Genomic DNA, 25920 nt, shown 5'->3' on the forward strand with positions numbered 1-25920 from the left:
GAGAATCGCCTAGTGGAACGCGTGAGCTCATCTGCCCGTTGTGCCGTTGCACTGCCACGGTTGTCGTCGCATCGGCAGCGTGTCCTGACCCTGGTCACCCTGCTGGGTGCCGGCCTGCCCGTTGCGGCGTCCGCGCAAGCGGTGCCGGAAACCGCTGCACCGCCGCAGGGCATCAATCTGGGCGGGACGAGTTTTCTCGATGGCTTCGGCTCCTCGACGCCGGGCTGGACGGTGATCGAATATCTGCGCCATTACGACTTCGACGCGATCAAGGACGCGCGCGGCGACGATGCGGCCGCCTTCCGCGATCCCAAGGTCGGTGTCAGCGTCCTGCTGACCCAGCTGATCTACGTCACGCCCTATCGCTGGAAGCGCGCGTCGCTGAGCTTCAATACGATCGTGCCGCTGGTCAACTACGACACGTCCTTCGCTGCAGACAGCCCGGTGCAGCTACGCGGCAACGGGTTCGGGATCGGCGATATCTCCTTCGGGCCGGCGCTGCAGATCGACCCTGTGATGCGCAACGGACGTGTCCTGTTCTTCCAGCGCTTTGCGATCGATGCGTTCGCTCCGGTGGGCAAGTTCGATCGCGATGCCGCCATCAACCAGAGCACCGGATTCTGGTCGGTGGCGCCGCATTGGGCATTCACCGTGCAACCCAGCGACACCTGGGAGATCAGCATGCGGGTCAACTATCTCTACAACTTCCGCACCGATCGCGCCGGCGGCGTACCGCCGATCCCGGGGTTCGGTTTTCGCAATGGTCAGGCCGGCGATCTGGTGTGGGCCAATCTGGCCAGCTCGGTGAAGGTGAGCGAACAGCTGCGCCTGGGCATCAACGGGTATTACCTGCAGCAGCTGCAGGACAACCGCACCAACGGGCAGCGTGTACCCGACAGCAAGCGCATGCAGTTCTATCTCGGGCCGGGGCTGTCCTGGCGGCTGGATGCCAACAACCTGCTCAATTTCAATGTCTACCTGCCGGTGGAGGTGAAGAACTCGGTGGCCGGCACCAGTGTCAATCTGATGTTCGTGCATTCCCTTTAACGTGGAAGCACGCACATATGCGCAGCATGCACGCCGGCGCGTCCGCGTGCGTGCTGCGGCGCAGACGGATGCAGCACGCTGCTGCAGGCAACGCTGCATGCAGCGCAAGCCCGGGTAGTCCTACGTTCGAGTTCTGAGCTGTGCAGGCTGCTGCGCCAGGCCAGTGCACGCTGTCCGCACCAAACCCCTGCGCGCGTCAGATGCCCATGCTGTGGCGCTGGGTATTGGCGTGCTCGCGGAACAACAGCTCCGCACGCGCGCCATCGCGTTGTTCGATGGCCGAGACGATGGTGCCGTGCTGCCGATGTCCGTAGTACAGATCGTCGTAGGCCAGCGTGGGCGAGCGTTGACCGAACACCACATTGACCGGGCTGACGAAGGGCACCACGGTGCAGCGGTCCACGGTCTCGGTCAGGATCGGTTTGTCGGCGGCCACCACGATGGCGCGGTGGAAGCGGGCATTCATCGCGCCATAGGCCTGCTCGTCGTCGGCATTCAGGCTGCGCGTGGCCAGGATCCGGTCGCCTTCGGCGAGACAGGCATGCAAGGTGGCCAGCAGCGTGGCGGAAGCGCCCCGTTCGGCGACGGTGCGTGCGGCCATGCCTTCCATCAAGGCGCGCACCGCCAATGCGTCCAGGCTTTCCTGCTGGCTGAAACGTCGCACTGCATAGCCGCGGTTGCCTGCCTGCACCAGCAGGCCTTCCTGGCACAGCGCGGGCAGGGCCTGACGGATGGGAGTGCGCGAGATGGCCAGTCGCTCGGCCAGGGCGGCCTCGGTGATGCGCTCACCCGGGGCGAAGGTGCCGCACAGGATCAGTTCGCGTAGCTGCTGGACCGCTTGCAATCGGTGGTTGTTCGCCATTGGCTCCATTCTCTCGCGCCGTACTGCAGCGCACGTTCCTTCGAAGGGGAAAACTCGCAATCCCGGTATAAAAAACCTTGCAGATCAGATCGCTTGGTGGCACTTTGGATCCCAAGGATACCGTTTTGGCGATCCCGAGTGGCCAGTCGGCGCTGTTGGGATCCCGTGGCAGGACGGATTTCGGCTCAATCAATGATGCGCAATCGGTCACTGCCAGTGGCCGGCACGTATCGCAGGAGTGCAGCATGGCAAGCATCATCGGCGGCATCGGAACCTCGCACGTTCCCACCATCGGGGTGGCCTACGACAAGGGCAAACAGCAGGATCCCTTGTGGAAGCCGTTGTTCGACGGCTACACACCGGTGGCTGCCTGGTTGGCCGAGCAGCAGGCAGACGTGCTGGTGTTCTTCTACAACGACCATTGCACGACGTTCTTCTTCGACCTGTACCCGACCTTCGCCTTGGGCATCGGCGAGCGCTTCCCGGTGGCCGATGAAGGCGCAGGGCTGCGCAATCTGCCGCCGATCCGCGGCGATGTGCAGCTGCAGGCGCATATCGCCGAATGCCTGGTCAACGACGAATTCGATCTGACCGTCTTTCAGGACAAGCCGATCGACCATGGCTGCGCGGCGCCGCTGCCCTTGCTGTGGCCGCACGTGCCGGACTGGCCGGGCACGGTGGTGCCGATCGCGATCAACGTGCTGCAGTACCCGCTGCCGACCGCGCGCCGCTGCTATCGCCTGGGCCAGGCAGTGCGGCGGGCGATCGAATCCTATCCGGAGGATCTCAAGGTGGTGGTGGTGGGCACCGGCGGGCTGTCGCATCAGATCCACGGCGAGCGCACCGGCTTCAACAACACCGAGTGGGACATGGAATTTCTGGACCGCTTCCAGCATGCGCCGGAAACGCTGACCGATCTGACCCATACCGATTACGTGCGCCTGGGTGGGGCCGAGAGCGTGGAGCAGATCATGTGGCTGGCGATGCGTGGCGCGCTGGGCGGGCCGATCCGCAAGCTGCACCAGAACTACTACCTGATGACCACCACCGCGATGACGGTGGTGTTGTACGAGCCGGGTGTCGAAGCTGCTGACGCGCCGTCTTCGGCGCAGTTGCTCGCACACGCCGCGCATACCGCAAACGCGGCATGAGGGCCGACCCATGAATCCGCAAGTACAGGGCATGGACCAGATCGGCGGGACCTACCTGTTCGATCTGCGCACCAGCAACCGCGCGTTGCGCATCAACCGATTCTTCTGGCATATGATCCGCGCCCCGTGGCGCGATCGCTTTCTTGAGGATTCCGAAACCCTGATGCAGGAAGCCGGCCTCACCGAGCACGAAAAGGCGCTGATCCGTGCACGCGACTGGCTCGGCCTGGTGCAGTACGGCGCCAACTTCTTCGTCATCGAAAAATTCGCACGCGTGGTGCGCATGACGAATCTGCAGGTCTACGCCATCATGCGTGGCGAGTCCTTCGAAGACTTCATGCAGACACGGCGTGTGCCCGATGCACGCTGATCTGCAGGCGGCGGCCAGGTGCCGTCGCGCCGCACTACCCGACTTCCCAACGTAAGGTCTACCCCCATGACCATGTCCTCCGTGTTCTTCGAACACCGCATCAAGGTCCGGCATCTACGTGTCATCGAGGCGCTGGACCGGCAGAAAAGCCTGCTGCGCGCCTCACGCGTATTGAACGTCACCCAGCCCGCGTTGACGCGTGCCCTGCAGGAGATCGAGGAGATCGTCGGCGCGCCGCTGTTCGAGCGTCACTCGCGTGGCGTGCGCCCCAACGCGATGGGCGAGGTGCTGGTACAGACCGCGCACGTCGTGCTCGGCCAGTTGCGCCGCGCGCAGGACACCTTCGAGGGTCTGCTGCAGGATGACGCGCTCACCATCACCGTGGGCGCCTTGCCGGTCGCGGCGAGCGGCCTGTTGCCGGCCGTGCTGGCCGCGTTGTATCGCGCCGAACCCACGCTGCGGGTGCGCCTGCTGCATGGGCGTACCGACGAGTTGCTGCCCAAGCTGGCCGGCAACGAGATCGACCTGGTGGTGGGCCGGCTGTATCCGCTGGCCCGCTACGACGCATTGATCCGCAAGGTGCTGTACCAGGATCCGATCGCGCTGGTGGCGCGCAGCGATCATCCGCTGTTTGCCAACGGTCAGGTGCGCATCGGCGAAGCCGCCGCGTATCGCCAGGTGCTGCCGACGCTGAGCCAGCATGTGGAGCGCGACGTGGCGCAGGTGATGCGCGAGCACGGGCTGGCCACGCGCGATCAACTGCGTTCCAGTTCGGCCAGCTTTACCCGCGAGATCCTGCTCGGCACCGACAGCGTTGCCGTGATGCCAAGCATGATGGTGGCCGGGGATATCGCGCGTGGCGAGCTGCGGGCCTTCCAGCTGCAACAGCCGTCGCAGGCGCGCGCAGGCGGGGTGATCTATCGCGATGGCAGTGCCATCCACAAGCCCGGCGTGCGCTTGCTGATGCGTGAGCTGGAACGCCAGCTGGCGGTCATGGCCGGGCAGGGTGCGGTGTGGGTGGACGACCAGATCAGCGAGGACAACCTGTTGCTGGACGAGTCCGCGTGATCGATTGAGCGCTGCAACCGCGGCAGCAGGCTGCGGCTGCGTCGCACGACGCCGGAGCGCCGGATGCACACGACGGGCAGCGCAGGCTGCCCGTCGTGCTGTCGGGGCGTTGGACGCTGCCGCACCTGGGCAGTGCGGTGCGAAAACGCGGGGCGTTGCCAGCTGCGCGCGGCGCGATCGCCCGGCATGCATCACGCCTCGCTGGCCAGGGCATCTTTCAGGCGCGCTTTCTGCAGCTTGCCGGTCGCGGTGCGCGGCAGCGCCTCGACCACGCGCAGATGCTTGGGCACCTTGTACTTGGCCAGTCGTTCGATCAGATAGGCGCGGATCTGCTCCAGATCCGGCGCGTCGTCGGCCGGCACGATCGCCAGGTAGCCCACTTCCCCCCATTGCGGGTCGGCGATCCCCACCACCGCACATTCGCGTACCTGCGGATGGTCGGCAAGCACCGCCTCGATCTCGGCCGGATACACGTTCTCGCCGCCGGAGATGAACATGTCCTTCTTGCGATCGACGATCCAGAAAAATCCATCGGCATCGCGTCGCACGATGTCGCCGGTGTGGAACCAGCCGTGGGCGTCGCGCGCGTCGGCGCTTGCCTGCGGATCGCGCCAGTAGCCGGGGCTGAGGTTGGGGCCGCGCAACAACAGCTCGCCGGGCACGCCGACCGGGCAGTCGTTGCCATCGCCATCGACCACGCGCGTCTGCACCGACGGCGCCGAAATGCCGACCGCGCCCAGCTTGTCGCGGATCACCGCGCAGTCCACCGACATGCCGAACACCGTGCCGGCCTCGCTCATGCCGAAGCCGCTGACCATCGGGATGCCATCGTCCAGCCAGCCGAGCAGGTCATCGCTGGCATGCGGCGCGCCGCCGCTGACCAGCGCAGTGAGATGCCGCAGCGCGGCTGCATCGAAACCGGGCTGGCTGCGGAAGGCCTGCATCATCTGCGGCACGCCGACATAATGGGTGATGCCCAGCGACTGGTCGCTCAACCAGCCCAGCGTGCGCCTGGGTTCGAAGCCGTTGGAGACCTGGATCGAGCCGCCCACCGCCAGCACCGGGCGCACGTTGGTGGCCAGGCCGATGATGTGGAACATCGGCGCTTCGCACAGGAAACTGCTGCCCGCCTCCACGCGCGTGGTGACGCCGAAGTTGTGTGCCACCTGCTGCAGGTTCTGCTCGCTCAGCATCACGCCTTTGGGCTGGCCGGAGGTGCCTGAGGTGAACAGGATCAGGCTGACGCGGTCGGGGGGAATGGATGCCGTGTCTGCCGGCTCCAGCGTCTTCGCCGCGTCGACGAAATCGGCCAGCGCCTCGACATCGGCGCGCCCTGCAGCAACCTCGTCACCCAGCAGCAGGCGCGGCTCTGCGCGTTGCAGCAATGCATCCAGTTCGGTTGCACTCAGCCGCCAGTTGAGCGGTACGTAAATCGCGCCGACGCGTGCGCAGGCAAAATGCAGCGCCACCTGCCAGACCGAGTTGCGTGCCAGCACGGCGAGCCGTTCGCCATCGATGCAGCCGCGCCTCTGCAGCAACGCGGCCAGACGGCCGATCAAGGCGTCCAGTTCTGCGTACGTCCATTGCTGGTCCAGCAGCAGGTCGCGGGCGGCAAGCCGGTGCGGGGTGAGGCGGGCGTGGAAGGAGATCGAGTCGGTCGGCATGGTCATGGCGCTGTCTTCCGAATGCAGATGGGGGAGTGACTGGCGTGAGTGCGACGGCTACGGCTGAAGGTTGATACGTGCGCCCGATCCACCTGGCGAACGTTCACCAGAGAGTGCGGGGTGCACCGCGGGAGGCGATGGACGAGGCGGTGGCTGCCGCATCGCGATACGACGTTGCTTGCTCTGGTACGTGCGTGGTCGGTGGGCTGGAGGGCCTAGCTGAGATAGATGGTCTTGGTCTCGAGGAAGGCATGCAGTCCTTCGATGCCGCCTTCGCGGCCGATCCCGGAGTGCTTGACCCCGCCGAACGGCATGTCGATGTCCACCCACATGCCATTGATCGCATGACTGCCGCTGCGCACGCGGCGGGCGATGCGGTAGGCGCGATCGGGATCCTCGCTGTAGACCGTGCCGTGCAGGCCGAAGTCGCTGGCATTGACCTTGGCGATCAGGTCGGCCTCGTCGTGATAATCGATAAAGCTCACCACCGGGCCGAAGATCTCCTCGCGGGCGATGGTCATGTCCGGGGTCACCCCGGCAAACACCGTCGGTTCGAGGAAGAAGCCGCGCGGCAGATGCGTCGGGCGGCCGCCACCCATGACCAGGCGCGCACCCTCGGCGCGGCCGTGTGCGATGTAGGACTGCACGCGTTCGAGCTGGCGGCCAAGCGCCAACGGACCCATACCGGTCTCGGCAGCGAACGGATCGCCGAGCTTGAGCGCGCCGATGGCCGCGCAATACGCCTGCAGGATGTCGTCGCGTCGCTGCGCCGGCACCAGCACGCGGGTGAGCGCGAAGCACACCTGGCCGGTGATCGGCATCGAGTAGGGCACCAGGCTGGGCAGCACCTTGGCGATGTCTGCATCGTCCAGCACGATCGCGGCGGACTTGCCGCCCAGCTCCAGCCCGACCCGCGCCAGACGCTCGGCGCAGGCCATCCCGATCAGCCGCCCGGCCTGGGTGGACCCGGTAAAACTCACCTTGTCCACCTGCGGATGGCGGATCAGGTGTTCGCCAACCTCGCGACCACCCGGCAGCAGATTGAACACGCCATCGGGCACGCCGGCAGCGCTGATGCACTCGGCCAGGATGTAGGCATCGATCGGCGTTTCCGGCGAGGGCTTGGCCACCACCGTGCAACCGGCCGCCAGGGCGGCAGCGACCTTGTAGCAGAGCAGCACCAGCGGGGCGTTCCATGGGGTGATCGTGGCGACCACGCCCACCGGCTCCTGCACGATGTGCACGCGGCCGCCGTTGGCGCGTGCACGGGGCTCCACGAACGGATGGGTCGCGATCAGGTCGCCGTAATAGTCGAACAGGCCGGGCGCCTGCTGCGAGGCGCGGCGACTGAAGCCGATGGTGGCGCCGACCTGTCCGGTCCAGGCTTCGGCCAGTTCCGGTAGGCGCGCACGCAACTGCGCGGCCACGCGCTTGAGCACAGCGCCACGTTCGGCCGGCGATAGCTGCGGCCAGGGGCCGGTGTCGAACGCGGCGCGCGCGGCGGCGATGGCCGCCTCGGTGTCGGCAGGCGCGGGCTCGGTGTAGCGCAGCAGGCGTTGCTCGGTGTGCGGTGCAATCACATCGACGTCGCGATCGCCGCTGCTTGCGCGCCACTGGCCGTCGATGAACAGGCCCAATGGTCCACGCGCAGCGATCCCGCGCAGGGTTGCGGACAAGGCTTCCATACTCCCTCCTCGGTGCAGAAAACCACTGGCAGCGCCAGCGATGCGTGGGGTGCACGCATCGCTTCAGGCGCCCTGGGAACTGCTCAGGCGCTGTTTTTGGTCAGGTCGTATTCGCCCAGGCCGGGCTTGTAGCTCTTCTCGTCGATGAACTGACGGATGCCTTCCTTGCGGGCGTTGTTGTCGAACGAATTGGCCGCTTCCTGCATGCGCACCAGATAATCTTCGGCTTCGTCGTAGGTCATGGTGCCGACGCGACGCACGGCGTCCTTTGCATACTTCAGTGCGACAGGGTTTTTCTTGAGCAGCAACTGGGCCACTTCGCGGGTCCGTGCTTCCAGCCGTTCCAGCGGCACGCTTTCGTTGACCAGGCGCCATTCGGCGGCCTTCTTGCCGTCGACCATTTCGCCGGTCAGCGTCATCCACATCGCATCGCGCATGGACAGCAGCTCCACCGCGACCTTGGTGACGCCGCCGCCGGGCAGGATGCCCCAGTTGATTTCCGACAGGCCGAACTGCGCCTCGTCGGCGGCGATTGCCAGGTCGCAGGCGAACAAGGGCCCGAAGCCGCCGCCGAAACACCAGCCATTGACCATTGCGATGGTGGGTTTCTGATACCAGCGCAGGCGGCGGAACCATCCGTAGGACTCGCGCTGCGAGCGACGCACGCCACGCAGGCCCTGTGCCTCGGTCTCGCGGAAGTATTCCTTCAGATCCATGCCGGCCGACCAGGCCGTGCCTTCGCCGCCGAGCACCAGCACGCCGACGTTGTCGTCGAATTCCAGCTCGTCCAGCACGTCCATCATGCGGCGGTTGAGCGCCGGGCTCATCGCGTTGCGTTTGTCGGGGCGTGCGAACTTCACCCAGGCAATGCGGTTTTCGATGCGGACCGATACCACGTCATGCTCGTTCAAGCGGCGTCTCCTTCGAGTCGGTACAAGGTGGGAATCACAGGTCTTCGGCGAGCGCGGTGTCCGCCACGTTTGCCCGTTCCAGCGTGGCGCTGGCGTTCAACTTGCAGAGCAGGCGCAGCAGGGTCTGCTGCTCGCTGGCTTGCAGGCCGGTGCAGGTACGCGCAACCGCCCGTGCCAGGCAGCCCTGGGCAGTGGCGAGCGTGCGCTCGCCAAGCGAGGTGAGATACAGGCCCTTGCTGCGTCGGTCGCGCCCGGCCAGGCGTTCGATCAGGCCCTGCTCGGCCAGCGCGTTGGCGATCTTCATGCCGGCGGCGCGATTGACCAGCAGGCGGTTGCCCAGTTCGGTCTGGTCGCAGCCGGGCTGGTCGCGGATATGGATCAAGGCGGTGACGCGCGCCGGGGTCAGATGCAGTTCGGCCAGTTCCTGGCGCGCGGCGTGGCTGGAGGCCAGGGTCGCCAGTTGCAATTGATAGCCAAGGTCTGCGGCAAGGGCCAGGCGAGCAGTCATCGATCCGTCCAAATTGTATCCGTTAAATACAATCTAGCCGACCGAAGCGGGCACTGCAAGAGGTTGCCGCGGTCACAAACGAAGCAGCGTGCGCGCCTGCGTAGCGCAGCCGCGCACACTGCTGACCAATACCTTACTGAATCAGCCAGCCGGCCAGCTGCTCGCGGCTCAGGTGGCCGCTGTGACGCGTGTCGAGCGCGTCGAATTCCTCTGCCAGTGCCGGGTTGGCCTGGGCCTCGGCGCGACTGATGCGGCCGTCGCCATCGGTATCCAGCGCCTGGAAGTCGATGCGGTAGCTGCCGACCACGCTATTGGGCTGGATCGAGCGCACGATCACGCTGGCCTCGCCGCGTGGACGCTCCAGCTGGGCCTGATGGGTGACCTCGCCGCTGGACAGCGGCTGGGTGCGAATCACATTGGGAACCTCGATCAGCGGCGCGCTGCTGGCCGGCGTCGGCGTCTGTTGCGCGAGCGCGTGGCCGCCGAACAGCAGCAGTACGGAAAACGAGGCAATACGAACGGTGGTCATCAGATCCCCCTGATGTGGAACAGCCCGCAAGCATAGAGGCTGGCGGGCGTGTTGAGGTGCGTGCACGCTGCGCCCGGCGTACGGCGACAGCGTCTGCGTGCGCCAGGGCGACCGTCGGTGCGGCACGAGATGCGGCATCGGCCAACCGGGACCGGAGCCGGAACCCACCGTCGCACCGCAGCTTCGGACAGTGCACCCGGCTCCGCTGCTCAGCCCGGGATGAACGGAAACACGATCTTCAACAAGCCCTTCAGGCCACCCTCGGCAGTGCTGGCCACTGCCTTGGCGCCGAGGCTGTTGAGCGCGCGCCGGACATCTTCCCAACGCAGTTGCGCGATGTCCTTCTTCAGCAGATCCGCCACTTCCTCTGCCGTGGGCGTGAGCTTTTGCAGTTCGCGCACGGTGGCCTGCGGATCCGGCTGCAGATAGCCCCAGCGCTCGGCGACTTTCAGCAGCGTGTCGAAGCGCACCGCGACCACTTCGCGATTGCGCTCGTACACCGGCAAGGCACCGACATCCAGGATGGCCTGCTCGAATTGCTGCGCGTCATCGGGGTGTTCGATGCGCACCGCCAGAAACCCTTCCTTGCGGCTACGTTCGCTGACGTGCTTGGCACCGGAGCGCAGGTTGTCTTCGGTGAGCACGTTGGCGACGATGCGCTGCATCGCCGCGTCGCCTTCCTCGGGCACCAGCGAGCGCCAACGCGCATAGCCGTCGCGACGCAATGCCTTGACCTTGGCCGAGGTCACCCGCAGCTGCAGCGCGACCATCGCGTTGGAGCTGTTGCGCGAGATGGCGCCATCGCGTTCGAGCAGCACGAAGATCAGCAATTCCAGGTCGCGCTTGGTCAGCGACTGGAATCCCTGCAGCAGGGTCAGGCGCAGGAATTCGTTGCCGAAGGCGGCCGCGTCCTTGAGTTCGATCGGTTGCATGGGGAGTCCTCCACGGGTGACCTGCAGAATGCCAGCGCGCTGTTGCGCGACCTGAGAACCGTTGCGACGCGCGCAGCAGTTTCAGCGTCCGGTTTCGCGCCCCGGGCGATCGGACCTGAACGTTTCAACTGCGCCACGATCCTGCAGGGTGACGAACACCTGTTTGCCATCGCTGCCGCCGAACGCCACGTTGCTCGCCTTGCGGCCCTTCAACGCGACCGTGCGCAGCAACGTGCCCTGCGGCGAGACCACCGCGATCTGCCCGGCATCGTAGCGGGCGATGTAGAGATTGCCGTCGGCATCGCAACGCATGCCATCCATGCCGAAGTCCGGGAAGCTGATCAGCAGGCGTTTGTTGCGCAGGCCACCATCGACGCGGTCGTACACCCAGACCTTGCGCGACATGCTTTCGTTGACGTAGAGATGCTTGCCGTCGGGGCTGACGTCCAGCCCGTTGGGCGTGGTCATGCCCGACTCCATCAACTGGACCACGCCCTCGCGGCTGATGTGCCACAGGCGGCCGCTGTTGTCCTTCCAGTTCGGGTCGCTTGCATAGAAGCTGCCATCGGGCGCAAGCGCCAGGTCATTGGGACCATCGGCGTCGGGCAGCGAGGCGAAGGTGCTGACCGCACGCGTGCGCAGGTTCACCTGCAGGATCTTGTGGCTGGTGAAATCGGCCACGTACATCGTCCCGTCGCGGAAGCGGATGCCATTGCCGGTGCTGCCGTCGGGCAAGGTCACGAAGACCTCTGCCTTCGCGCTGCCATCGGCGTGCAGTGCAATGCGCGCGATGGTGCCGTCCTTGCCCAGATTCACTGCATACAGCGCGCCATCCGGCCCTGCCGCAGGGCCTTCGGCATTGTGGGTGAAGGCGCCATCGCCGATCAGGTCGCGCGCAACGAAGGGCGCATCGTCAGCGATTGCCAGCGAGCTGGACAACAGCAACGCCAGGGGCAGGAAACGACGGCGGGCGACAGCGGTCATGCGGCATGCTCCAGATGGGATCGTTGCCAGTGTGCCAGAACGTGCGCAGCGGCCATGGCGGTGATCACGCGCGATCAAGTAAGGTGCCCGGGCAGTATTGGCCGACCGGCGACCAACAGCACCACTGCGCCCATCTGCGGGCAGTGCGATTGGGACGTGGTGCGGCATGTATCCACTGACACTCCGGTGCGCGTGCGTCGTCATCGACTGATGACCGCATGCGATGGTGTCAGCCGCTCTCAATCTTGCGAAGGAGGTTTGCATGTCCGTGGAATCGATCACACGTCGCCGTCTGCTTGCCGCGTTCGGCGGTGCAGGCATCCTGCTGGCTGCGCCCGGCTGGGCATTGCCGAAGAAAAAGCCGGGCAAACCGCTGAATGTGGCGCTGGCCGGCCTGGGCAGTTATGCCAGCGAGCAACTCGCGCCGGGCCTGGCACTGACCAAGCATTGCAAGCTGGCGGGCATCGTCACCGGCACGCCCTCGAAGATTCCGCAGTGGCAGGCCAAGTACGGCATCGCCGATCGCAACGTCTACAGCTACGAAAACTTCGACCGGATCGCCGACAACGACGACATCGACGTGGTGTACATCGTCACGCCCACCCACCTGCATGCGCCGCTGACCCTGCGCGCGGCGGCGGCCGGCAAGCATGTCTGGTGCGAAAAGCCGATGGCGATGCATGCCGGCGAATGCGAGGCCATGATCGCGGCATGCAGGCGCAACAAGGTGGCGCTGGCGATCGGTTACCGCATGCAGCACGAACCCAATACGCGCCGCCTGATCGCGATGGCCAGCGAGAAGCCGTTCGGCGCGATGCAACGCGTGCGTGCCGAGGCCGGGTACAACGGCTACCACGATGCGACCAAGGCCGATCGTCCGTGGCGCTTGCGTTCCCAGTTCGGCGGCGGGGCGATGTACGACATGGGCGTGTATCCGCTCAATGCCGCGCGCTACACGGTGGGCAGCGAGCCGTTGGCCGTGACCGCCAAGCGCTGGACCGATCGCCCGGAGCTGTTCGATGAAGTCGACGAGCATATGGACTTCACGCTGGAATTTCCGAATGCGGTGCGTGCCGAGTGCAAGACCAGCTTCGGCAAGAACATGAATGTGCTGCGCGCCGAGTGCGAGCGCGGCTGGTATGAGTTGTCGCCGTTCCAGAGCTACCAGGGCGTGACCGGCAAGGCCAGCGACGGGCGCGTGTTCGACGCCAAGGTGCCGCACCAGCAGGCACTGCAGATGGACGAGGACGCGCTGGCGATCATCAACGGCACTCCGCTGCGCGCACCCGGCGAAGAAGGCCTGCGCGACATCCGCATCGTCGATGCGATCTACCGCTCGGCCCGCGAGGGCAGCAAGCGGATCGTGCTGTAATCGCGGCCCGCTCCGTCGAGCGACGGAGCGGGCTGGCCCTGATCTGAGAGAGCAGACTGGCTCAAGCCAGCTTGCCGCCATCCAGGGCTAAAAGGCCTTCGCGTACGAGGAGGCCTTTTCAATCCGACGCTGGAGCACATGCCGTGCCACCGCGCGGGACCAGCGCCTGCTGCGAGCCGTACGCCTACTCAGGTGCTCTGCATGGGCCCCAGGAGTGGTGTCATGCACATCGGCACGCTGCCACTGACCAGTACCCACAGCAATTCCGCCGCCAATCACCGCTTTTACGATTCCCGAATCCCGAATCCCGGCTCCTACGATTCCCCAATCCCGATTCCCGATTCCCGATTCCCGGCCCTCAGCCCCGCATCGCCAGCACCGTGATCTCCTCACGATCGTGATACAGCTGCTTGGCACGCACGATCAGCGATTTTTCGGCCTGCTGTTCGAACAGGTCCAGGCATAGCCGGGTTTCGTCCCAGCGCTTTTTCATCGGCAGCTTGAGGTTGAAGATGGTGTTGCGGCACCAGCCCTCGCGGATCCAGGTGGCCATGCGCTCGGCCACGCGGCGCGGTTGCTCGACCATGTCGCAGACCATCCAGTCCAACGCCTGCGCAGGCTTCCAGTGAAAGCCGTCGGCACGCAGATGTTCGACCAGGCCGGTTTCCAGCACATGCTCGCGGAGCGGGCCGTTGTCGACGCTGGTGACATGCAGGTGCTGGCGGGTGAGCACCCAGGTCCAGCCGCCGGGCGCCGCGCCCAGATCGGCGGCGCGCATGCCGGGCTTGACCAGCGTCTCGCGTTCTTCCGGTGTGAGCAGGGTGAGCAGGGCTTCGTCGAGCTTGAGCGCCGAGCGCGATGGCGCCTCCGGCAACAGCTTCAGGCGCGGAATGCCCAACGGCCACGGCGCGCTGTCGGTACTGTCGGCCACCGCCAGCAAGGCATGGTCGCCATCGAGAAAACAGACATGCAGCCGCGCCAGGCGCGGCTGCGGTTTGTCGGTCAGCAGGCCGGCCTTGCGCAAGGCCGGACGCAAGGCATTGCCGAAACTGCGTGCCAGCCCGGCCAGCGGCTTGCCCGCGTCCGAATCCGGGTGTTCCACCCACAGGTCGCCGAAACGCGGCTGGCCTTCCAGGGCGGCCAGGATCGGCGTGATGCGGTCCTTGGGGTCGATGCCCTTGAGTTCGGCAACCACCACCAGCTTCTGCCGCGCGAAGATCAGCTCGCGCCAGTGCAGCCTGGTGGCCAGTTGCGCGGCCTCATCGCAGACGAACAGCACATAGCCGTCGTTGCGCTGGGTTCGCGCATAGCCGGCGATGCCGACGAAGGCGGCGCGCGCGCTCAACTCGGCGGCCAGCTCCGGCTCGAAGCCCTGGCGGCAGTAACACAGCAGGCCGCTCATCGCAGGGCCTGGCGTGCGCGATCGCTGCGGGGCAGGTCAATAATGGTCACCGCCGCCCTCGCCATAGGTGCGCAACACCGCGCAGGCCTGGTCGCGATGCACGTCGCGCACCACCTCGATGCCGCGACGGGTGAGCTCGCCCACCCAATCGGCCGGCAAGGGGCCTTCGTCGAATTCGGTCAGCGCCATCACGTCTTCGGCGCGTGCGCCGATCAGCAGGCGGTCGATGCCGGCCCACACCGTGGCGCCGTAGCACTGGCAGCACGGCTGTGCCGAGGTGGCCAGCGTCACCGGCGACAGAACATCGTTCAGGCGCGGCGTCTGCAGGCGTTGCTGGGCAAGCATGTAGGCCATGTTTTCGGCGTGCGCCAGCGAGGTGGTCTGCGGCACCACGCGGTTCACCGCCGCGGCGATGATGCGGTGGTCCGGGCCGAACACGACCGCCCCGAACGGGCCGCCGCTGCGCTCGTGCACGTTCATCCGCGACAGGTCGATTGCCAGCGCCACCTTGTCCTCGTCGCTGGGATAGGCGCGGCTGTCGTCGACATGCGCGTGGATCCAGTCGGGCAGCGTGAGGTGGACTTGCGCGTAAAGCATCAGTGGACCATTTCTGTAGAGGGGGGAGCGGGGCGCAGTGTATCGGCCTGGGCGTCCTTTGCGGCACATTGCCCGGCCACGCACTGGCAGGCGCTGATCTCGCGGAAGCCGCACACGCTCATCATGCCGCTGGCCTGGCATTGCGCCTGCACGCCCTTGGGGTCGGTGGCACTGTTGACGTTGACGCAGGCCGGAAATGCGCCGCAGCAGTTGCCGACGTTCTTCACCGTGCAGTCGGCGTCGGTGCGACAGGTGGTGGTCACGGTGATCGGCTTGCCACTTGCCGGACTGGTTGCCGAGCCGGTCGCTGGAGGCGGCGTGGCCGTATCGGCCGGCGGTGCGGCGCAGCCGACCGACACCAGACAGGCCAGCAACAGCATCGAGCTCAGACACCGGGACAAAAGACGGGACATGCGGCCGCTCCGATCAGGACAGGTGAGCGGCCATGGTAAGCCCCTGCTGCGTGGAGTGCGGCTGGACCTGGGCACCGGCACACCTCCGGGGCGCCGGGGCCTGCGCGCGTTGCGCCCGATGGCGCCGGCTGTGGCTGGCGCGTGGCCGGAACACGCCTGCAGCGTCGGTGCAGTCAGCGCTGTCTGCGCAGTGCCCGGTTGCAGCGGGTGGCAAGGTCCAGTTGCTGCATGCTTTCGTCGCGGCGATCGCTGGGCAGATCGTCATCCGACCGGCCCGGAAGCAGCGTGCAGAACACCTCGGCCGGGGTCACCGCGGTCGAGGCGGGTGGCTGCGGCGAGCAGGCCGCCAGGCCGATCGACAGCGAAAACACCGCGCTGCGCAGCGTGTTTGCAGGCGGGCGTGAACATGGTTGGGGGAGGCACATGGCGGCGTTCCTGACGGACACAGCCTGCAATCTAGGCCGCTGCGCGCATCAGTCGCCGGCGTCATTTCGCTTCCGCATGCAGTGCTGCGCACCACAGCACGCCGACCAGCAGGCAGGCGATGGCGGCCAGCTCCAGCGGCGTGGGCAGGCGCATTTCCCAGGCAAAGCCGTACAGCAGCGCAAACACCGTTTCGAACACGATCATCTGGCCCACCAGGGTCAGCGGCAGCACGCGGCTGGCCCGGTTCCACAAGGCGTTGCCGATCACCGAGGCCAGGATGCCCAGCAACAGGGAAATGCCCCAGAAACCCGCCCAGTCGATCGGCGCATGTGGTGCGCTGCCGAGCAGGGCAGCCGGCGCCAGCAGGAGTGCCAATGCGCCGGTGACCACGCCGGTCAGCAGCGACCAATCGCCCCCGGACAGGTCCGGCCGCCGTCGTAGCCAGCGCGCATTGCCGATGGAATAGGCCGACCACGACGCCAGCGCACCGAACGCACAGAGCAGGCCGGCGATGCGGGTGGCGCGATCGCTGGCGTGGTGACCGGCATCGTGCTGCAAGGTGTCCAGGGCGACCAGCGCCACGCCGATGACGCACAACACGCATGGCGCAGCCAGGCGTCGCAGCTGCACCGCGCCTGCGGCACGCGTGCCGATCACGGTGACCACCACCGGCAACAGGCCGATGATCAGCGCGGTCGCCGCGCTGCCGGCCCACTGCACCGCGCTGCCGAGCAGCACGTAATAGATCAGGTTGCCCAGCAGGCTCAGACGCACCAGCGCCCACCATTCGGCCCGCCCCAGCCGTGCAGCGGTCTGCCGCGCGCGCGGTGCCAGTACCAGGGCGGCGACCGCGCCATAGGACAGATAACGGGCAACGGCCAGTTGCAACGGCGTAAATGCCGCCAGCAACTGCGGCGCCAGAAACACCAGTCCCCATAACGCGCCTGCACCGATGCCGCAGGCAACACCGACCATCAAGCGCTCACGCATCGTGCTGCTCCTTCATGCCATGCGCCATGCAATGAAGTGCGGCACGCAGTCTCCATTGCGCTTGTTCATTACTTCAACAGACAACGCGCTGCGGTGGCTTCGCGCTGCTTGCCTGATCTGCGATGACAGCCATCAGCGGCCGATCGCGCCAGCCACGCCGGCTTGGCTGCCTGACGCCATATCCGCGCCGGATGGCTGGCCCCCGGCGCGGTTCCGACTCACTTGGCCCAGGTGTCGCGCAGGGTCACGCTGCGGTTGAACACCGGCGTGGCAGCGCTGTGGTCGCGGCGATCGGCCACGAAGTAGCCGGTGCGCTCGAACTGGAACGACTGCTCGGGCGCCGCCTGCGCCGCGCTCGGCTCCACATAGCCGCGCACGCTGCGCTTGGACTCCGGGTTGAGATAGTCGCGGTAGGTCTTGCCTTCGGACTCGTCATCGGGCTTTTCCACCGAGAACAGGCGGTCGTACAGGCGGATTTCCGCTTCCACCGCATGTGCGGCGCTGACCCAATGAATGGTGCCCTTGACCTTGCGGTTGGCGCCCTCCATGCCCGGACGCGATTCCGGGTCCAGCCAGCCGCGCAGCTCGACGATCTCGCCCGCAGCGTTCTTGATCACCTCGTCCACGCGCGCAATGCCGGCGCCGCGCAGGCGGATCTCGCCACCGGGCACCAGGCGCTTCCAGCCCTTGGGCGGGACTTCGGCAAAATCCTCGCGCTCGATCCACAGCTCGCGTGCGAACGGCACCTCACGCGTGCCGAAGCTCTCGTCCTTGGGATGGTTGGAAAACTGCAGCGTCTCGGCGTGGCCCTCGGGCAGGTTGGTCAGCACCAGCTTGAGCGGGTCGACCACCGCCATGCGGCGCGCCGCGGCCGCATCCAGATCCTCGCGCAGGCAGCCTTCCAGCACCGAGAAATCGATCAGCGAGTTCTGCTTGCTGATCCCCACACGATCCACGAACAGGCGCATCGCCGCCGGTGTATAGCCGCGCCGGCGCAGGCCCTGCAGCGTGTACATGCGCGGGTCGTCCCAGCCATCCACCAGCTGTTCTTCCACCAGCGCGGTGAGCTTGCGCTTGCTCATCACGGTGTAGTTGATGTTCAGGCGCGAGAACTCGATCTGGCGCGGCTTGGCGGCCTCGCGCGGCAGGCCCTTGTCCAGCAGCGGCTGCAGCAGCTCCGGATGTGCGGCCAGGTCCACCTTGTCCACGCACCAGTCGTAGAGCGGGCGGTGGTCTTCGAATTCCAGCGTGCACAGCGAATGGGTGATGCCTTCCACCGCATCGCCCAGCGAATGCGCGAAGTCGTACATCGGGTAGATCGGCCAGGCGTTGCCGGTGTTCTGGTGCTCGACATGCTTGATGCGGTACAGCGCCGGGTCGCGCAGGTTGATGTTGCCGCTGGCCATGTCGATCCTGGCGCGCAGGGTGCGCGCGCCATCGGGGAATTCGCCGGCCCGCATGCGCCGGAACAGGTCCAGGTTTTCCTCGACGCTGCGCTCGCGAAACGGCGAATTGCGGCCGGGCTCGGTCAGCGTGCCGCGGTACTCGCGCACCTGTTCGGCGGACAGGTCGCAGACGAAGGCATGGCCGTCGCGGATCAGTTTTTCCGCAGCCAGGTAATACACCTCGAAGTAGTCCGAGGCATGGCGCAGCTGCGCCCATTCGAACCCCAGCCAGCGCACGTCGTCCTGGATGGCGACCACGAACTCGGGGTCTTCCTTGGCCGGGTTGGTGTCGTCCAGGCGCAGGTTGCACAGCCCGCCGAATTCGGCCGCCAGGCCGAAATCCAGGCAGATCGCCTTGGCGTGGCCGATATGCAGATAGCCGTTGGGCTCGGGCGGGAAGCGCGTGCGGATGACCGTGTGCTTGCCGCTGGCCAGATCCTCGCGGACGATCTGGCGGATGAAGTCTTTCTTCTCCGCCGGGGCGGTGGCGTCGGTGGCTAGGGTCTCGGACATGCGCGCATCAGCAATAGGTAAACCGCAAGTTTAGGCGGTGGCACCGGTTTAGGGGTAGGCGGCGGGGGATGTTGCGTGGTGGGCCGGTGCTTTCCGCTGTGGCGTCAAGCGCCAGCAGGCCCCTCGGCCGGTGCCACCAACGCCACCCAGTGGGGCCATGCGCCTGCTCAAGGCCGCTATTGGCTGCGACATGTGGCTGTCGGCGAGACGGTCGCGCCGGTGGGTAAAGGCGTGCCGGGAGCGCCCGATCGGCCACGGCTGGCGGTCGCCGGCCCCGACGCGTACGCTGCGCCGACCTTCTGCAGCGAGCAGCGCATGCCTTTGCCCCGCCTGGTGATCGGCGACAAGACCCTGTCTTCCTGGTCGCTGCGCCCGTGGCTGCTGCTGCGGCACTTCCAGGTACCGTTCGAAGAAGTCCGCCTGCCGCTGGACACGCCCGAGTTCCAGGCGCGCATTGCCGGTTATTCGCCGACGCGCAAGGTGCCGGTGCTGTGGGACGACGCCCTGCATGTCTGGGACTCGCTGGCGATCTGCGAGTACGTCAACGAGCGCTGGCTCGCCGGCCGCGGTTGGCCGGCGGAGCTGTCGGTGCGGGCGCAGGCGCGCGCGGCTGCGGCTGAAATGCATTCGGGCTTCGTCGCGTTGCGCACCCAGCTGCCAATGAACCTTGCTCGTCAGCCCGGCCCCGCCCACTGGGACGCGGCCGCCGAGCGCGACATCACCCGCATCCAGGCGCTATGGGCCAGCCTGCGCGCCGAGCACGGCCATGCCGGGCAGTTCCTGTGTGGCGACTTCGGCATCGTCGATGCCATGTTCGCCCCGGTCGCGTTGCGTTTTGCCAGCTACGGCGTACCGCTGTTCGAGACTGCCGGGGATTACCTGGCCGCGCTGGATGCGCTGCCGGCACTGCGCGAGTGGACGCAGGGCGCCGAGCGCGAACGCCTGGAGCGCGGTTGACATGCAGATCGCGTATCGCGCCAGCCACATCATCGACGCGCACCTGGCCAAGCACGCGCTGGAAGATGCCGGCATCACCGCCTTCGTGTTCGGCGAATCGCTATTGGGCGGTGCCGGCGAGCTGCCCGCCTTCGGCGTGCTGCAGGTCTGCGTGGCCGACCTGCACCTGAGCCAGGCGCAGGCGGTGCTGGCAGACATCGGCCTGTGCGGCGAGGTCACCCGCGCGCTGTAGCGCAGCACCAGTCGTAGGAGCGCACCGGGGCGCGACGGGCGTTACCGGGAAAGCCTCTTCGCGCCCGGGTGCGCTCCTACGCTGGTAGGCGCTCGGGATTGATGGCGCGCATCATCCCGGCTGATGCCCGTTGGCGGCCCTCGGTCAGTGCGGCGAGGCACCCGCGCGCTGTAGCGCAGCACCGTTCGTAGGAGCGCACCGGGGCGCGACGGGCGTTACCGGTAAAGCCTCGTCGCGCCCAGGTGCGTTCCTACGACGTGCACCCATCATCCTGGCTGACGCCACCCGGGCGGCGCGGCCTCCGGCGCCGCCAGCGCCCGCAGGCGTTTGAACAGCACGGTGGTTTCGGCCACGTTCCAGACCCGTAGCGCGACCTCGAAGGTGTCCAGCGGCTTGGTCAGAAAGTCCTTGGCGCCCAGGCCCAGGGCGCGATGGCGCGCGCTGCGGCTGGGGTCGGCGGTGAGCACGATCACCGGCAGGAAGTGGCCCGGATCGGACAGCCGCGCCAGTTGTTCCAGCAGCGCGTAGCCGTCGAGTTCGGGCATCTTCAGGTCCAGCAGGATCAGGTCGGGCGCGAATGCCGACACCAGCCCCATCACCCGCAGCGGGTCGGTGGTGGCGATGACCTGCTGGAAGCCTTCGCGCTGCAGCAGGTCTTCGAGCAGCCGCACATTGGCCGGCTCGTCGTCGACGATGAGGATGCGCGAGCCGAGGATTTCGTCGCGTGTCATGCCAGCAGTCCGTCGATCACAGTGAAGAATTCCGCCACGTCGAGCGGCTTGGTCAGATACGCACGCACGCCCTGGTTGCCGACGCGCGCCAGGGTGGCGGTGGTGGCATCGGCACTGATCACCACCACCGGCACGCCGGCCGTGGCCGGCTGCGCCTGCAGCTCGCGCAGCAGGTCTTCGCCGCTGCCATCGCTCAGATGCAGGTCCAGCAGGATCAGGTCCGGGACACCGTGCTGCAGCAGTTCGCGCGCCTGCGCCAGGCTGGCCGCCTCCAGCAGCTGCCATTGCGGGCGACGTTCGCTGAGGGTGCGGATCAGGGCCTGGTTGGACGGGTTGTCCTCGATGCTCAGCAGCCGGCACACGCCGCTGCCCGTGTTACTCGGCGGCACGCTGGCGCGCGCCGGCTCGCGGCGCTGCGGCTCGCCCTGCGGCAGCGCGATCCAGAAGCGTGCGCCATCGCGGCTGCTGTCCACGCCGATGCGCCCACCCATCGCCTCGATCAGCCGCTTGCTCAGTGCCAGGCCCAACCCGGTGCCTTCCACCGCCGAGCGCTCTGCACCCAGCCGCTCGAACGGCGTGAACAGCCGCTCGATCTGCGCCGGCGTCAGGCCCGCGCCCTGGTCTGCGACCGTGATGCGCACCTGCTCGCCATCCGGCTGCGCGCTCACCTGCACCTGGCCACCGGTGCGGTTGAACTTGACCGCATTCGACAGCAGGTTGAGCAGCACCTGGCGCAGCCGCTGCGCATCGGCGCGCACCGTCCACGGCCCGTCGATGGCCGCCGGTTGCAGCGCGATGCCGTGCTTGTCCGCGTCCGGCGCGATCAGGCCCAGGGCCTCGTGGACGGCCGCGCGGACCGAGATCGGTTCCGGGCTCAGGTCCAGTTGATCGGCCTCGATGCGCGCGATGTCCAGCAGCTCGGTGATCAGCCCCAGCAGGTGCCGGCCGGCGCCGAGGATATGCTGCAGATGACGGCGGTGCCCGGGTTCGGGCAGATCCATTTCCAGCACCTGCGCATAGCCCAGGATCGCATTGAGCGGCGTGCGCAATTCGTGGCTGCTGCGCGACAGGAATTCGGTCTTTGCGCGGTTGGCGGTTTCCGCCTCGCGCCGCGCCAGTTGCGCTTCTGCCGCACGTGCGGCGAGCAGCTCGCTGGCCTGGGCCAGGCGCTGACCGACCTGGCCCAGCTCATCGCCGGCACGCGGCTGTGGTGCCAGCGGCAGGCCTTCGCCCAGCCGGTCGGCATTGGCGGCCAGCGTGCGCAGGCGCCCGGAGAGCGCCGAGGCAAACCACGCCACCGCAAACACCGCGCCCAGGCCGCCGAGCATTGCCGCACTCAGGGTGATGATCAGGTTGCGCTGGCGCAGCCCTTGCGCCTTGGCGGTACGCACCTGCAATTGCGCGGTTTCGTAATTGCGCAGTTCGCGCAGTTCGGCACGCAGGATGTCCAGCTTGTACTTGCCGTCCCACAGCTGGCGGATCTCTTCCTCGCGGCTCAGATCCGGCGCCAGCAGACGGCGCCAGCCCTGCATCTTTTCCGCAAACAAGGGCTTGATGCGCGCGAACCGCTGCGCCTGCCCCGGGTCGGTGATGCGTTGCGACAGCCGCTCGGCCACCCGTTGCAGGCGCGGCTCGGCATCGCGGTACGGGGTGAGGAATTCATCGCGGCGCACCAGCCGATAGCCGCGCACGCCGGCTGCGGTTTCGGCCAATAGCGCGTGGGCTTCGTACAGATCGCTCAGCACTTCCAGCGTCTGCCGCACATCGTTTTCGGCAGCGATGTTCTGCCGCTCCACGCTGTAGATCGCCATCAACGCGACCGCCAGCAGCAGCAAGGGCAGGGTCACCACCGCCAGGCTCTTGCGGGTGATCGGCCAATCGTTCCAACGCACCGCCACTGCATTCATAGCGCGAGTCCGGCTTGGACCGCGTACACCGCGGCCTGGGTGCGATCTTTTACCTCAAGTTTCTGCAGGATTCGCTCCACATGCACTTTGACCGTGCCGGGAGAAATCCCCAGTTCAGCTGCCAGGGTGGCATTGGTGAGGCCGCGCGGCAGCAGTGACAGCACCTGTTTCTCGCGCTTGCTGAGCGTACCGAAGCGGTCGTCCTGCACCGGCTTGCGCCGACGCGTGGCGAGCGGTTTGGCCGGTTCGGCCACCATCGCCGGCAGCAGCAGTGCGAAGGCCTGCAGCGCCTGGACGTCATCGTTGCCGGGGGCGGGACGGTTGTCGTTCCAGGCCACGCACAGCATGCCGAGGGTGCTGCCCAGCGCATGGATCGGCATCTTGGCCTCGCGGATATCGGCCGGGCGCGGCGGCATCAGCCACGCCGCCTCATGGCTGTCGCCGGCCGCGCTGGCTCCGGGCGGCAATGCGCGGCCGCGGCTGGCCAGCACCTGCGCGCGCGGCCCGCGCTGGGCCAGCACCGCGCCATGTTCCAGGCCCAGCAACAGCAGCACCCGGCCCAGCACCGCGTCGCAGGCCTGCTCCGGCGTCTGTGCCTGGCGCAGCGCCACCGCCGCCTCCCACAGCGCCTGCCAGCGTGCGCTGTCGGATGCCTCGCGTCGCAGCGTCAGCCGCCAATCGCCAGCGTTGGTAGGGGTTTCCATAGGTTCGCTCTAGGCCGATCAGCATATTTGAGTATATGCCACCCGGCAGAATTGTTGGGGCCGCTTGGTTTCGATACTGCGCTTGCCCGATGAGGCACCCCCATCCACCACACGGAGATTTCCCATGCGTCGCACTCTGTTCTCTCTGGTTCTGGCTCTGGCTGCCACCCCGGCGCTGGCTGGCGGCGTGATGCACTACACCGACAAGGCCACGTTGCCGGCAGGCGGCGAAGAACGCGAAGTCGCGTCCCTGTTCGACACCTGGAACGCGGCGCTGGCCACCGGCAATCCGGACAAGGTGGCCGATCTGTACGCGCCGGATGGCGTGCTGCTGCCGACCGTCTCCAACGAGGTGCGCGCCTCGCGCGCGCAGATCGAAAAGTACTTCGAGATGTTCCTGACCAAGAAGCCGCAGGGCGTGGTGAACTACCGCACCGTGCGCGTGCTCGATGACGACAGCGCAGTGGATGCCGGCGTCTATACCTTCACGCTGACCGACAAGGACGGCAAGCAGAGCAAGGTGCAGGCGCGTTACACCTTCGTGTACGAAAAGCGCGACGGCAAGTGGCTGATCATCAACCACCACAGCTCGGCGATGCCGGAAGTGGACACCGCCACCGCCTCGTTGACCAGGAAGTGATGCCGCATTGGCCGTAGTGGCTTGAAAGCCGCTACGGCCGGCGCCATCCAGCAGGCAATCCTCACGATTGCGGAGTTGCACCATGCTGGGAATCGGCGCTTTCAAACAACGCATGCCACGTCCGGGCGAGGCCTTACCCGGACGCGAGCAGGCACTACCGCTCCACAACACCCACCTGATCAACGGCCATCCGTTGCGCGGGGAATTCACCGGCCTGGCCCAGGTGCAGTTCGGGCTTGGCTGCTTCTGGGGTGCAGAACGCAAGTTCTGGAACCTGCCAGGGGTGTACACCACGGCAGTGGGCTATGCCGGCGGCGAAACACCCAACGCCACCTACGGCGAAGTGTGTTCCGGGCAGACCGGCCACACCGAGGCGGTGTTGGTGGTCTATGACGCAGAGAAGGTGTCGTTCGCGCAACTGCTGCGCACGTTCTGGGAAAGCCACGACCCCACCCAGGGCATGCAGCAGGGCAACGATGTGGGCACGCAGTACCGCTCGGCGATCTATTGCACGACACAGGCGCAATACGACGCCGCGCTAGCCAGCCGCGAGGCGTACCAGCAGCAGCTGGACGCCGCCGGGTATGGCGCCATCACCACGGAGATCCGTTTCCCGGCGCCCACGTTCTATTACGCCGAAGACGATCACCAGCAGTATCTCGCCAAGCATCCCAACGGCTATTGCGGGCTTGGCGGAACGGGAGTGAGCTGCCCGATCGGGCTGGATGCCTGACGGAAAGGCGGGCCGGATTGAAGCGCTGTCATCCACGTGATCGTGGCGGCGTGCCGATGGCCAACAGTGACCGGCAGCGTCCTCACGATCAGGCAGCGCATGGGAGTGCATGCCAGGCAACTCGAATGGCTACGTCGGAGACGACGTGGCCATCTTTTTGTGTGGGGCGTACGCAAGACGCGCCGGCACCGCTGCGGGTGGCCGAGCGGCGAACCGGCCCGGCGGATCATTGCGGTCAATCCCGACGGCCAATCGGTGCAATGGATCGGTGCGGCGACCCGCTCCATCCAGTCGGCGCAGCCAATGCGCCTCAGTGCAGCCAATGCGCCGGGTGCGACTGAATCCGCTGGATCAGACGAACTCGCCGGCGAACATGCCGCGCAGCTGGGCCAGCATGTCGGTGCGTTCCGGATGCAGCAGTCGCATGCAGGCAAGCGCGAAGCCGACCGGGCTGGTGCCGGGCGCGGTGATCACGCCGTCGGCGGTCACCACCTTTTCGTGCCGGTATTGCGCAGCACCGGCGTACGGCACCACGTGTTCCTGCAGGAAAGCCAGCGCGTTGCTGGTATGCGCGCGTTCGTCGAGCAGGCCGGCATAGGCCAGGGCGATGGTGGCACCGCAGATCGCGGCGACCGGGCGCTGGTGCTGCACGCGCTCGACCAGCAGGCCGCTCAGTCCGGGGATTTCGCCTGCTTGCCAACGCTCGCTGCCGGGCAGGATCCACAGATCGGCATCCAGCGGCGCCAGATCGGAGAGGGCGAAGTCCGGGGTGATGCGCAGCCCGCCGATCGACTGCACCGGCTGACCATCGATGCTGGCGATGGCGACCTGGTCGCCGAACCATTCGCGCGCCGCCGGCAGGACGATGCCAATTTCCCAGTCGGCCACGCCGTCGACCATCACCACTGCAATGTTTGCCATTGTCCGCTACGCCAGTTGAGGAACCCGGATTCTAGGCAGTGCGAGTTGCGCGGGTGTAAGCGATGTGTGGAGAGCGACGTCGATGTGCTCTTCGATCAGACCAAACAGACGCTTGGCAGCCCGGCGGCGGCCGCGCAGGCGTCAACATGCCCGCACGCTCAGCGATGCCCGGCAAGGCCACCCTTGGCCGGATGCAGTTCCCGCGCCAGTCTCGCACGCCGAGCTG

At 66.8% G+C, this 25920-nt stretch carries 27 protein-coding genes; 9 read left to right on the forward strand and 18 right to left on the reverse strand.

The window, feature by feature from the left end; translation table 11 throughout:
* The first annotated feature begins 12 nt into the window (after window positions 1–12).
* Window positions 13–1047 (forward strand): transporter, encoded by a 1035-nt coding sequence (locus EO141_RS14125; protein ID WP_127169508.1) that lies wholly within the window; start codon window positions 13–15, stop codon window positions 1045–1047.
* A gap of 196 nt (window positions 1048–1243) precedes the next feature.
* Here the strand turns inward: EO141_RS14125 and EO141_RS14130 are convergent, their stop codons facing one another.
* Window positions 1244–1918, reverse strand: a complete 675-nt coding sequence (locus EO141_RS14130; RefSeq protein WP_127169509.1) for a GntR family transcriptional regulator — start codon at window positions 1916–1918, stop codon at window positions 1244–1246.
* A gap of 236 nt (window positions 1919–2154) precedes the next feature.
* On the opposite strand from EO141_RS14130, the gene EO141_RS14135 reads away from it, so the two are divergent.
* The 3 genes from EO141_RS14135 (at window position 2155) to EO141_RS14145 (ending at window position 4498) form a co-directional block, all read left to right on the forward strand.
* Entirely contained in the window at window positions 2155–3060 is a 906-nt protein-coding gene (locus EO141_RS14135) for a gallate dioxygenase (RefSeq protein ID WP_104585009.1), read from the forward strand.
* A gap of 10 nt (window positions 3061–3070) precedes the next feature.
* The gene (locus EO141_RS14140; protein ID WP_039523676.1) at window positions 3071–3430 is read left to right on the forward strand and encodes a protocatechuate 3,4-dioxygenase; all 360 of its coding nucleotides are present in this window, start codon (window positions 3071–3073) and stop codon (window positions 3428–3430) included.
* A gap of 66 nt (window positions 3431–3496) precedes the next feature.
* A complete protein-coding gene (locus EO141_RS14145) occupies window positions 3497–4498 on the forward strand; it encodes a LysR substrate-binding domain-containing protein (RefSeq protein WP_104585011.1) in 1002 nt (333 codons plus the stop codon).
* Window positions 4499–4689: 191 nt separating this feature from the next.
* On the opposite strand, the gene EO141_RS14150 is transcribed toward EO141_RS14145, so the two are convergent.
* The 7 genes from EO141_RS14150 to EO141_RS14180 all read right to left on the reverse strand — a co-directional run bounded on the left by EO141_RS14150 (window position 4690) and on the right by EO141_RS14180 (window position 11711).
* The gene (locus tag EO141_RS14150; protein ID WP_127169510.1) at window positions 4690–6168 is read right to left on the reverse strand and encodes an AMP-binding protein; all 1479 of its coding nucleotides are present in this window, start codon (window positions 6166–6168) and stop codon (window positions 4690–4692) included.
* A gap of 209 nt (window positions 6169–6377) precedes the next feature.
* Window positions 6378–7847 (reverse strand): aldehyde dehydrogenase, encoded by a 1470-nt coding sequence (locus EO141_RS14155; protein ID WP_127169511.1) that lies wholly within the window; start codon window positions 7845–7847, stop codon window positions 6378–6380.
* An 83-nt stretch (window positions 7848–7930) separates the two neighbouring features.
* The gene (locus EO141_RS14160) at window positions 7931–8758 is read right to left on the reverse strand and encodes a p-hydroxycinnamoyl CoA hydratase/lyase (RefSeq protein WP_016900748.1); all 828 of its coding nucleotides are present in this window, start codon (window positions 8756–8758) and stop codon (window positions 7931–7933) included.
* Between the two features lie 34 nt (window positions 8759–8792).
* The gene (locus tag EO141_RS14165) at window positions 8793–9266 is read right to left on the reverse strand and encodes a MarR family winged helix-turn-helix transcriptional regulator (RefSeq protein ID WP_104585082.1); all 474 of its coding nucleotides are present in this window, start codon (window positions 9264–9266) and stop codon (window positions 8793–8795) included.
* A gap of 133 nt (window positions 9267–9399) precedes the next feature.
* A complete protein-coding gene (locus EO141_RS14170) occupies window positions 9400–9795 on the reverse strand; it encodes a hypothetical protein (RefSeq protein WP_104585017.1) in 396 nt (131 codons plus the stop codon).
* Window positions 9796–10004: 209 nt separating this feature from the next.
* Window positions 10005–10727 (reverse strand): hypothetical protein, encoded by a 723-nt coding sequence (locus tag EO141_RS14175; RefSeq protein ID WP_104560559.1) that lies wholly within the window; start codon window positions 10725–10727, stop codon window positions 10005–10007.
* 81 nt (window positions 10728–10808) lie between these two features.
* Window positions 10809–11711 (reverse strand): SMP-30/gluconolactonase/LRE family protein, encoded by a 903-nt coding sequence (locus tag EO141_RS14180; protein ID WP_126946879.1) that lies wholly within the window; start codon window positions 11709–11711, stop codon window positions 10809–10811.
* Window positions 11712–11973: 262 nt separating this feature from the next.
* Here EO141_RS14180 and EO141_RS14185 point away from each other — a divergent pair, with 262 nt between their 5' ends.
* On the forward strand, window positions 11974–13083 hold the full coding sequence (locus EO141_RS14185) for a Gfo/Idh/MocA family oxidoreductase (RefSeq protein ID WP_126946876.1): 1110 nt from the start codon (window positions 11974–11976) through the stop codon (window positions 13081–13083).
* A 358-nt stretch (window positions 13084–13441) separates the two neighbouring features.
* Here the strand turns inward: EO141_RS14185 and rlmM are convergent, their stop codons facing one another.
* From rlmM to EO141_RS14215, 6 genes are all read right to left on the reverse strand, one after another.
* Window positions 13442–14485, reverse strand: a complete 1044-nt coding sequence (gene rlmM, locus EO141_RS14190) for a 23S rRNA (cytidine(2498)-2'-O)-methyltransferase RlmM (protein WP_126946873.1) — start codon at window positions 14483–14485, stop codon at window positions 13442–13444.
* Between the two features lie 36 nt (window positions 14486–14521).
* Window positions 14522–15082 (reverse strand): nucleoside deaminase, encoded by a 561-nt coding sequence (locus EO141_RS14195; RefSeq protein WP_104585025.1) that lies wholly within the window; start codon window positions 15080–15082, stop codon window positions 14522–14524.
* On the reverse strand, window positions 15082–15495 hold the full coding sequence (locus tag EO141_RS14200; RefSeq protein ID WP_104585027.1) for a hypothetical protein: 414 nt from the start codon (window positions 15493–15495) through the stop codon (window positions 15082–15084). The genes EO141_RS14195 and EO141_RS14200 overlap by 1 nt, the downstream gene beginning before the upstream one ends.
* A gap of 173 nt (window positions 15496–15668) precedes the next feature.
* Window positions 15669–15920, reverse strand: a complete 252-nt coding sequence (locus tag EO141_RS21405; protein ID WP_164739225.1) for a hypothetical protein — start codon at window positions 15918–15920, stop codon at window positions 15669–15671.
* A gap of 61 nt (window positions 15921–15981) precedes the next feature.
* On the reverse strand, window positions 15982–16911 hold the full coding sequence (locus EO141_RS14210) for a DMT family transporter (RefSeq protein WP_104649468.1): 930 nt from the start codon (window positions 16909–16911) through the stop codon (window positions 15982–15984).
* A gap of 218 nt (window positions 16912–17129) precedes the next feature.
* A complete protein-coding gene (locus EO141_RS14215) occupies window positions 17130–18869 on the reverse strand; it encodes a glutamine--tRNA ligase/YqeY domain fusion protein (RefSeq protein WP_119130783.1) in 1740 nt (579 codons plus the stop codon).
* Window positions 18870–19184: 315 nt separating this feature from the next.
* Here EO141_RS14215 and EO141_RS14220 point away from each other — a divergent pair, with 315 nt between their 5' ends.
* Window positions 19185–19826 carry a glutathione S-transferase family protein gene (locus EO141_RS14220; protein WP_119130934.1) on the forward strand — a complete coding sequence of 214 codons (642 nt, stop codon included), beginning with the start codon at window positions 19185–19187 and terminating at the stop codon, window positions 19824–19826.
* Window position 19827: 1 nt separating this feature from the next.
* Window positions 19828–20058, forward strand: a complete 231-nt coding sequence (locus EO141_RS14225) for a DUF2007 domain-containing protein (protein WP_039409981.1) — start codon at window positions 19828–19830, stop codon at window positions 20056–20058.
* Window positions 20059–20324: 266 nt separating this feature from the next.
* Here the strand turns inward: EO141_RS14225 and EO141_RS14230 are convergent, their stop codons facing one another.
* Genes EO141_RS14230 through EO141_RS14240 form a run of 3 tightly spaced genes read right to left on the reverse strand, consistent with a single transcriptional unit; the run spans window position 20325 to window position 23400 of the window.
* Window positions 20325–20789 carry a response regulator gene (locus tag EO141_RS14230; protein ID WP_104585035.1) on the reverse strand — a complete coding sequence of 155 codons (465 nt, stop codon included), beginning with the start codon at window positions 20787–20789 and terminating at the stop codon, window positions 20325–20327.
* Window positions 20786–22696 (reverse strand): ATP-binding protein, encoded by a 1911-nt coding sequence (locus tag EO141_RS14235; RefSeq protein WP_127169513.1) that lies wholly within the window; start codon window positions 22694–22696, stop codon window positions 20786–20788. The genes EO141_RS14230 and EO141_RS14235 overlap by 4 nt, the downstream gene beginning before the upstream one ends.
* Window positions 22693–23400: a response regulator transcription factor gene (locus EO141_RS14240; RefSeq protein WP_127169514.1), complete on the reverse strand. Its 708-nt coding sequence runs from the start codon at window positions 23398–23400 to the stop codon at window positions 22693–22695. Before EO141_RS14240 ends, EO141_RS14235 begins: the two co-directional genes overlap by 4 nt.
* Before the next feature lie 124 nt (window positions 23401–23524).
* Here EO141_RS14240 and EO141_RS14245 point away from each other — a divergent pair, with 124 nt between their 5' ends.
* Window positions 23525–24040, forward strand: a complete 516-nt coding sequence (locus tag EO141_RS14245) for an SgcJ/EcaC family oxidoreductase (RefSeq protein ID WP_104649472.1) — start codon at window positions 23525–23527, stop codon at window positions 24038–24040.
* 82 nt (window positions 24041–24122) lie between these two features.
* Window positions 24123–24773, forward strand: a complete 651-nt coding sequence (gene msrA, locus EO141_RS14250; RefSeq protein ID WP_127169515.1) for a peptide-methionine (S)-S-oxide reductase MsrA — start codon at window positions 24123–24125, stop codon at window positions 24771–24773.
* A gap of 351 nt (window positions 24774–25124) precedes the next feature.
* On the opposite strand, the gene EO141_RS14255 is transcribed toward msrA, so the two are convergent.
* Window positions 25125–25694, reverse strand: coding sequence for a type 1 glutamine amidotransferase family protein (locus EO141_RS14255; RefSeq protein WP_104585045.1), 570 nt, complete (start codon window positions 25692–25694; stop codon window positions 25125–25127).
* Window positions 25695–25920 lie beyond the last annotated feature (226 nt).

Origin of the sequence: Xanthomonas sp. BRIP62415 (assembly GCF_003993515.1) — a bacterium.
Lineage (GTDB): Bacteria > Pseudomonadota > Gammaproteobacteria > Xanthomonadales > Xanthomonadaceae > Xanthomonas > Xanthomonas euroxanthea.

What these genes read in the sequence shown, in the direction of transcription:
- EO141_RS14180 (WP_126946879.1), bottom strand. Translation starts at nt 11,711, where the DNA reads ATGACCGCTGTCGCCCGCCGTCGTTTCCTGCCCCTGGCGTTGCTGTTG.
- msrA (WP_127169515.1), top strand. Translation starts at nt 24,123, where the DNA reads ATGCTGGGAATCGGCGCTTTCAAACAACGCATGCCACGTCCGGGCGAG.
- EO141_RS14170 (WP_104585017.1), bottom strand. Translation starts at nt 9,795, where the DNA reads ATGACCACCGTTCGTATTGCCTCGTTTTCCGTACTGCTGCTGTTCGGC.
- EO141_RS14195 (WP_104585025.1), bottom strand. Translation starts at nt 15,082, where the DNA reads ATGCTTTACGCGCAAGTCCACCTCACGCTGCCCGACTGGATCCACGCG.
- rlmM (WP_126946873.1), bottom strand. Translation starts at nt 14,485, where the DNA reads ATGAGCGGCCTGCTGTGTTACTGCCGCCAGGGCTTCGAGCCGGAGCTG.
- EO141_RS14220 (WP_119130934.1), top strand. Translation starts at nt 19,185, where the DNA reads ATGCCTTTGCCCCGCCTGGTGATCGGCGACAAGACCCTGTCTTCCTGG.
- EO141_RS14255 (WP_104585045.1), bottom strand. Translation starts at nt 25,694, where the DNA reads ATGGCAAACATTGCAGTGGTGATGGTCGACGGCGTGGCCGACTGGGAA.
- EO141_RS21405 (WP_164739225.1), bottom strand. Translation starts at nt 15,920, where the DNA reads ATGTGCCTCCCCCAACCATGTTCACGCCCGCCTGCAAACACGCTGCGC.
- EO141_RS14130 (WP_127169509.1), bottom strand. Translation starts at nt 1,918, where the DNA reads ATGGAGCCAATGGCGAACAACCACCGATTGCAAGCGGTCCAGCAGCTA.
- EO141_RS14185 (WP_126946876.1), top strand. Translation starts at nt 11,974, where the DNA reads ATGTCCGTGGAATCGATCACACGTCGCCGTCTGCTTGCCGCGTTCGGC.
- EO141_RS14145 (WP_104585011.1), top strand. Translation starts at nt 3,497, where the DNA reads ATGACCATGTCCTCCGTGTTCTTCGAACACCGCATCAAGGTCCGGCAT.
- EO141_RS14200 (WP_104585027.1), bottom strand. Translation starts at nt 15,495, where the DNA reads ATGTCCCGTCTTTTGTCCCGGTGTCTGAGCTCGATGCTGTTGCTGGCC.
- EO141_RS14150 (WP_127169510.1), bottom strand. Translation starts at nt 6,168, where the DNA reads ATGACCATGCCGACCGACTCGATCTCCTTCCACGCCCGCCTCACCCCG.
- EO141_RS14235 (WP_127169513.1), bottom strand. Translation starts at nt 22,696, where the DNA reads ATGAATGCAGTGGCGGTGCGTTGGAACGATTGGCCGATCACCCGCAAG.
- EO141_RS14175 (WP_104560559.1), bottom strand. Translation starts at nt 10,727, where the DNA reads ATGCAACCGATCGAACTCAAGGACGCGGCCGCCTTCGGCAACGAATTC.
- EO141_RS14155 (WP_127169511.1), bottom strand. Translation starts at nt 7,847, where the DNA reads ATGGAAGCCTTGTCCGCAACCCTGCGCGGGATCGCTGCGCGTGGACCA.
- EO141_RS14230 (WP_104585035.1), bottom strand. Translation starts at nt 20,789, where the DNA reads ATGACACGCGACGAAATCCTCGGCTCGCGCATCCTCATCGTCGACGAC.
- EO141_RS14245 (WP_104649472.1), top strand. Translation starts at nt 23,525, where the DNA reads ATGCGTCGCACTCTGTTCTCTCTGGTTCTGGCTCTGGCTGCCACCCCG.
- EO141_RS14140 (WP_039523676.1), top strand. Translation starts at nt 3,071, where the DNA reads ATGAATCCGCAAGTACAGGGCATGGACCAGATCGGCGGGACCTACCTG.
- EO141_RS14225 (WP_039409981.1), top strand. Translation starts at nt 19,828, where the DNA reads ATGCAGATCGCGTATCGCGCCAGCCACATCATCGACGCGCACCTGGCC.
- EO141_RS14215 (WP_119130783.1), bottom strand. Translation starts at nt 18,869, where the DNA reads ATGTCCGAGACCCTAGCCACCGACGCCACCGCCCCGGCGGAGAAGAAA.
- EO141_RS14135 (WP_104585009.1), top strand. Translation starts at nt 2,155, where the DNA reads ATGGCAAGCATCATCGGCGGCATCGGAACCTCGCACGTTCCCACCATC.
- EO141_RS14240 (WP_127169514.1), bottom strand. Translation starts at nt 23,400, where the DNA reads ATGGAAACCCCTACCAACGCTGGCGATTGGCGGCTGACGCTGCGACGC.
- EO141_RS14210 (WP_104649468.1), bottom strand. Translation starts at nt 16,911, where the DNA reads ATGCGTGAGCGCTTGATGGTCGGTGTTGCCTGCGGCATCGGTGCAGGC.
- EO141_RS14165 (WP_104585082.1), bottom strand. Translation starts at nt 9,266, where the DNA reads ATGACTGCTCGCCTGGCCCTTGCCGCAGACCTTGGCTATCAATTGCAA.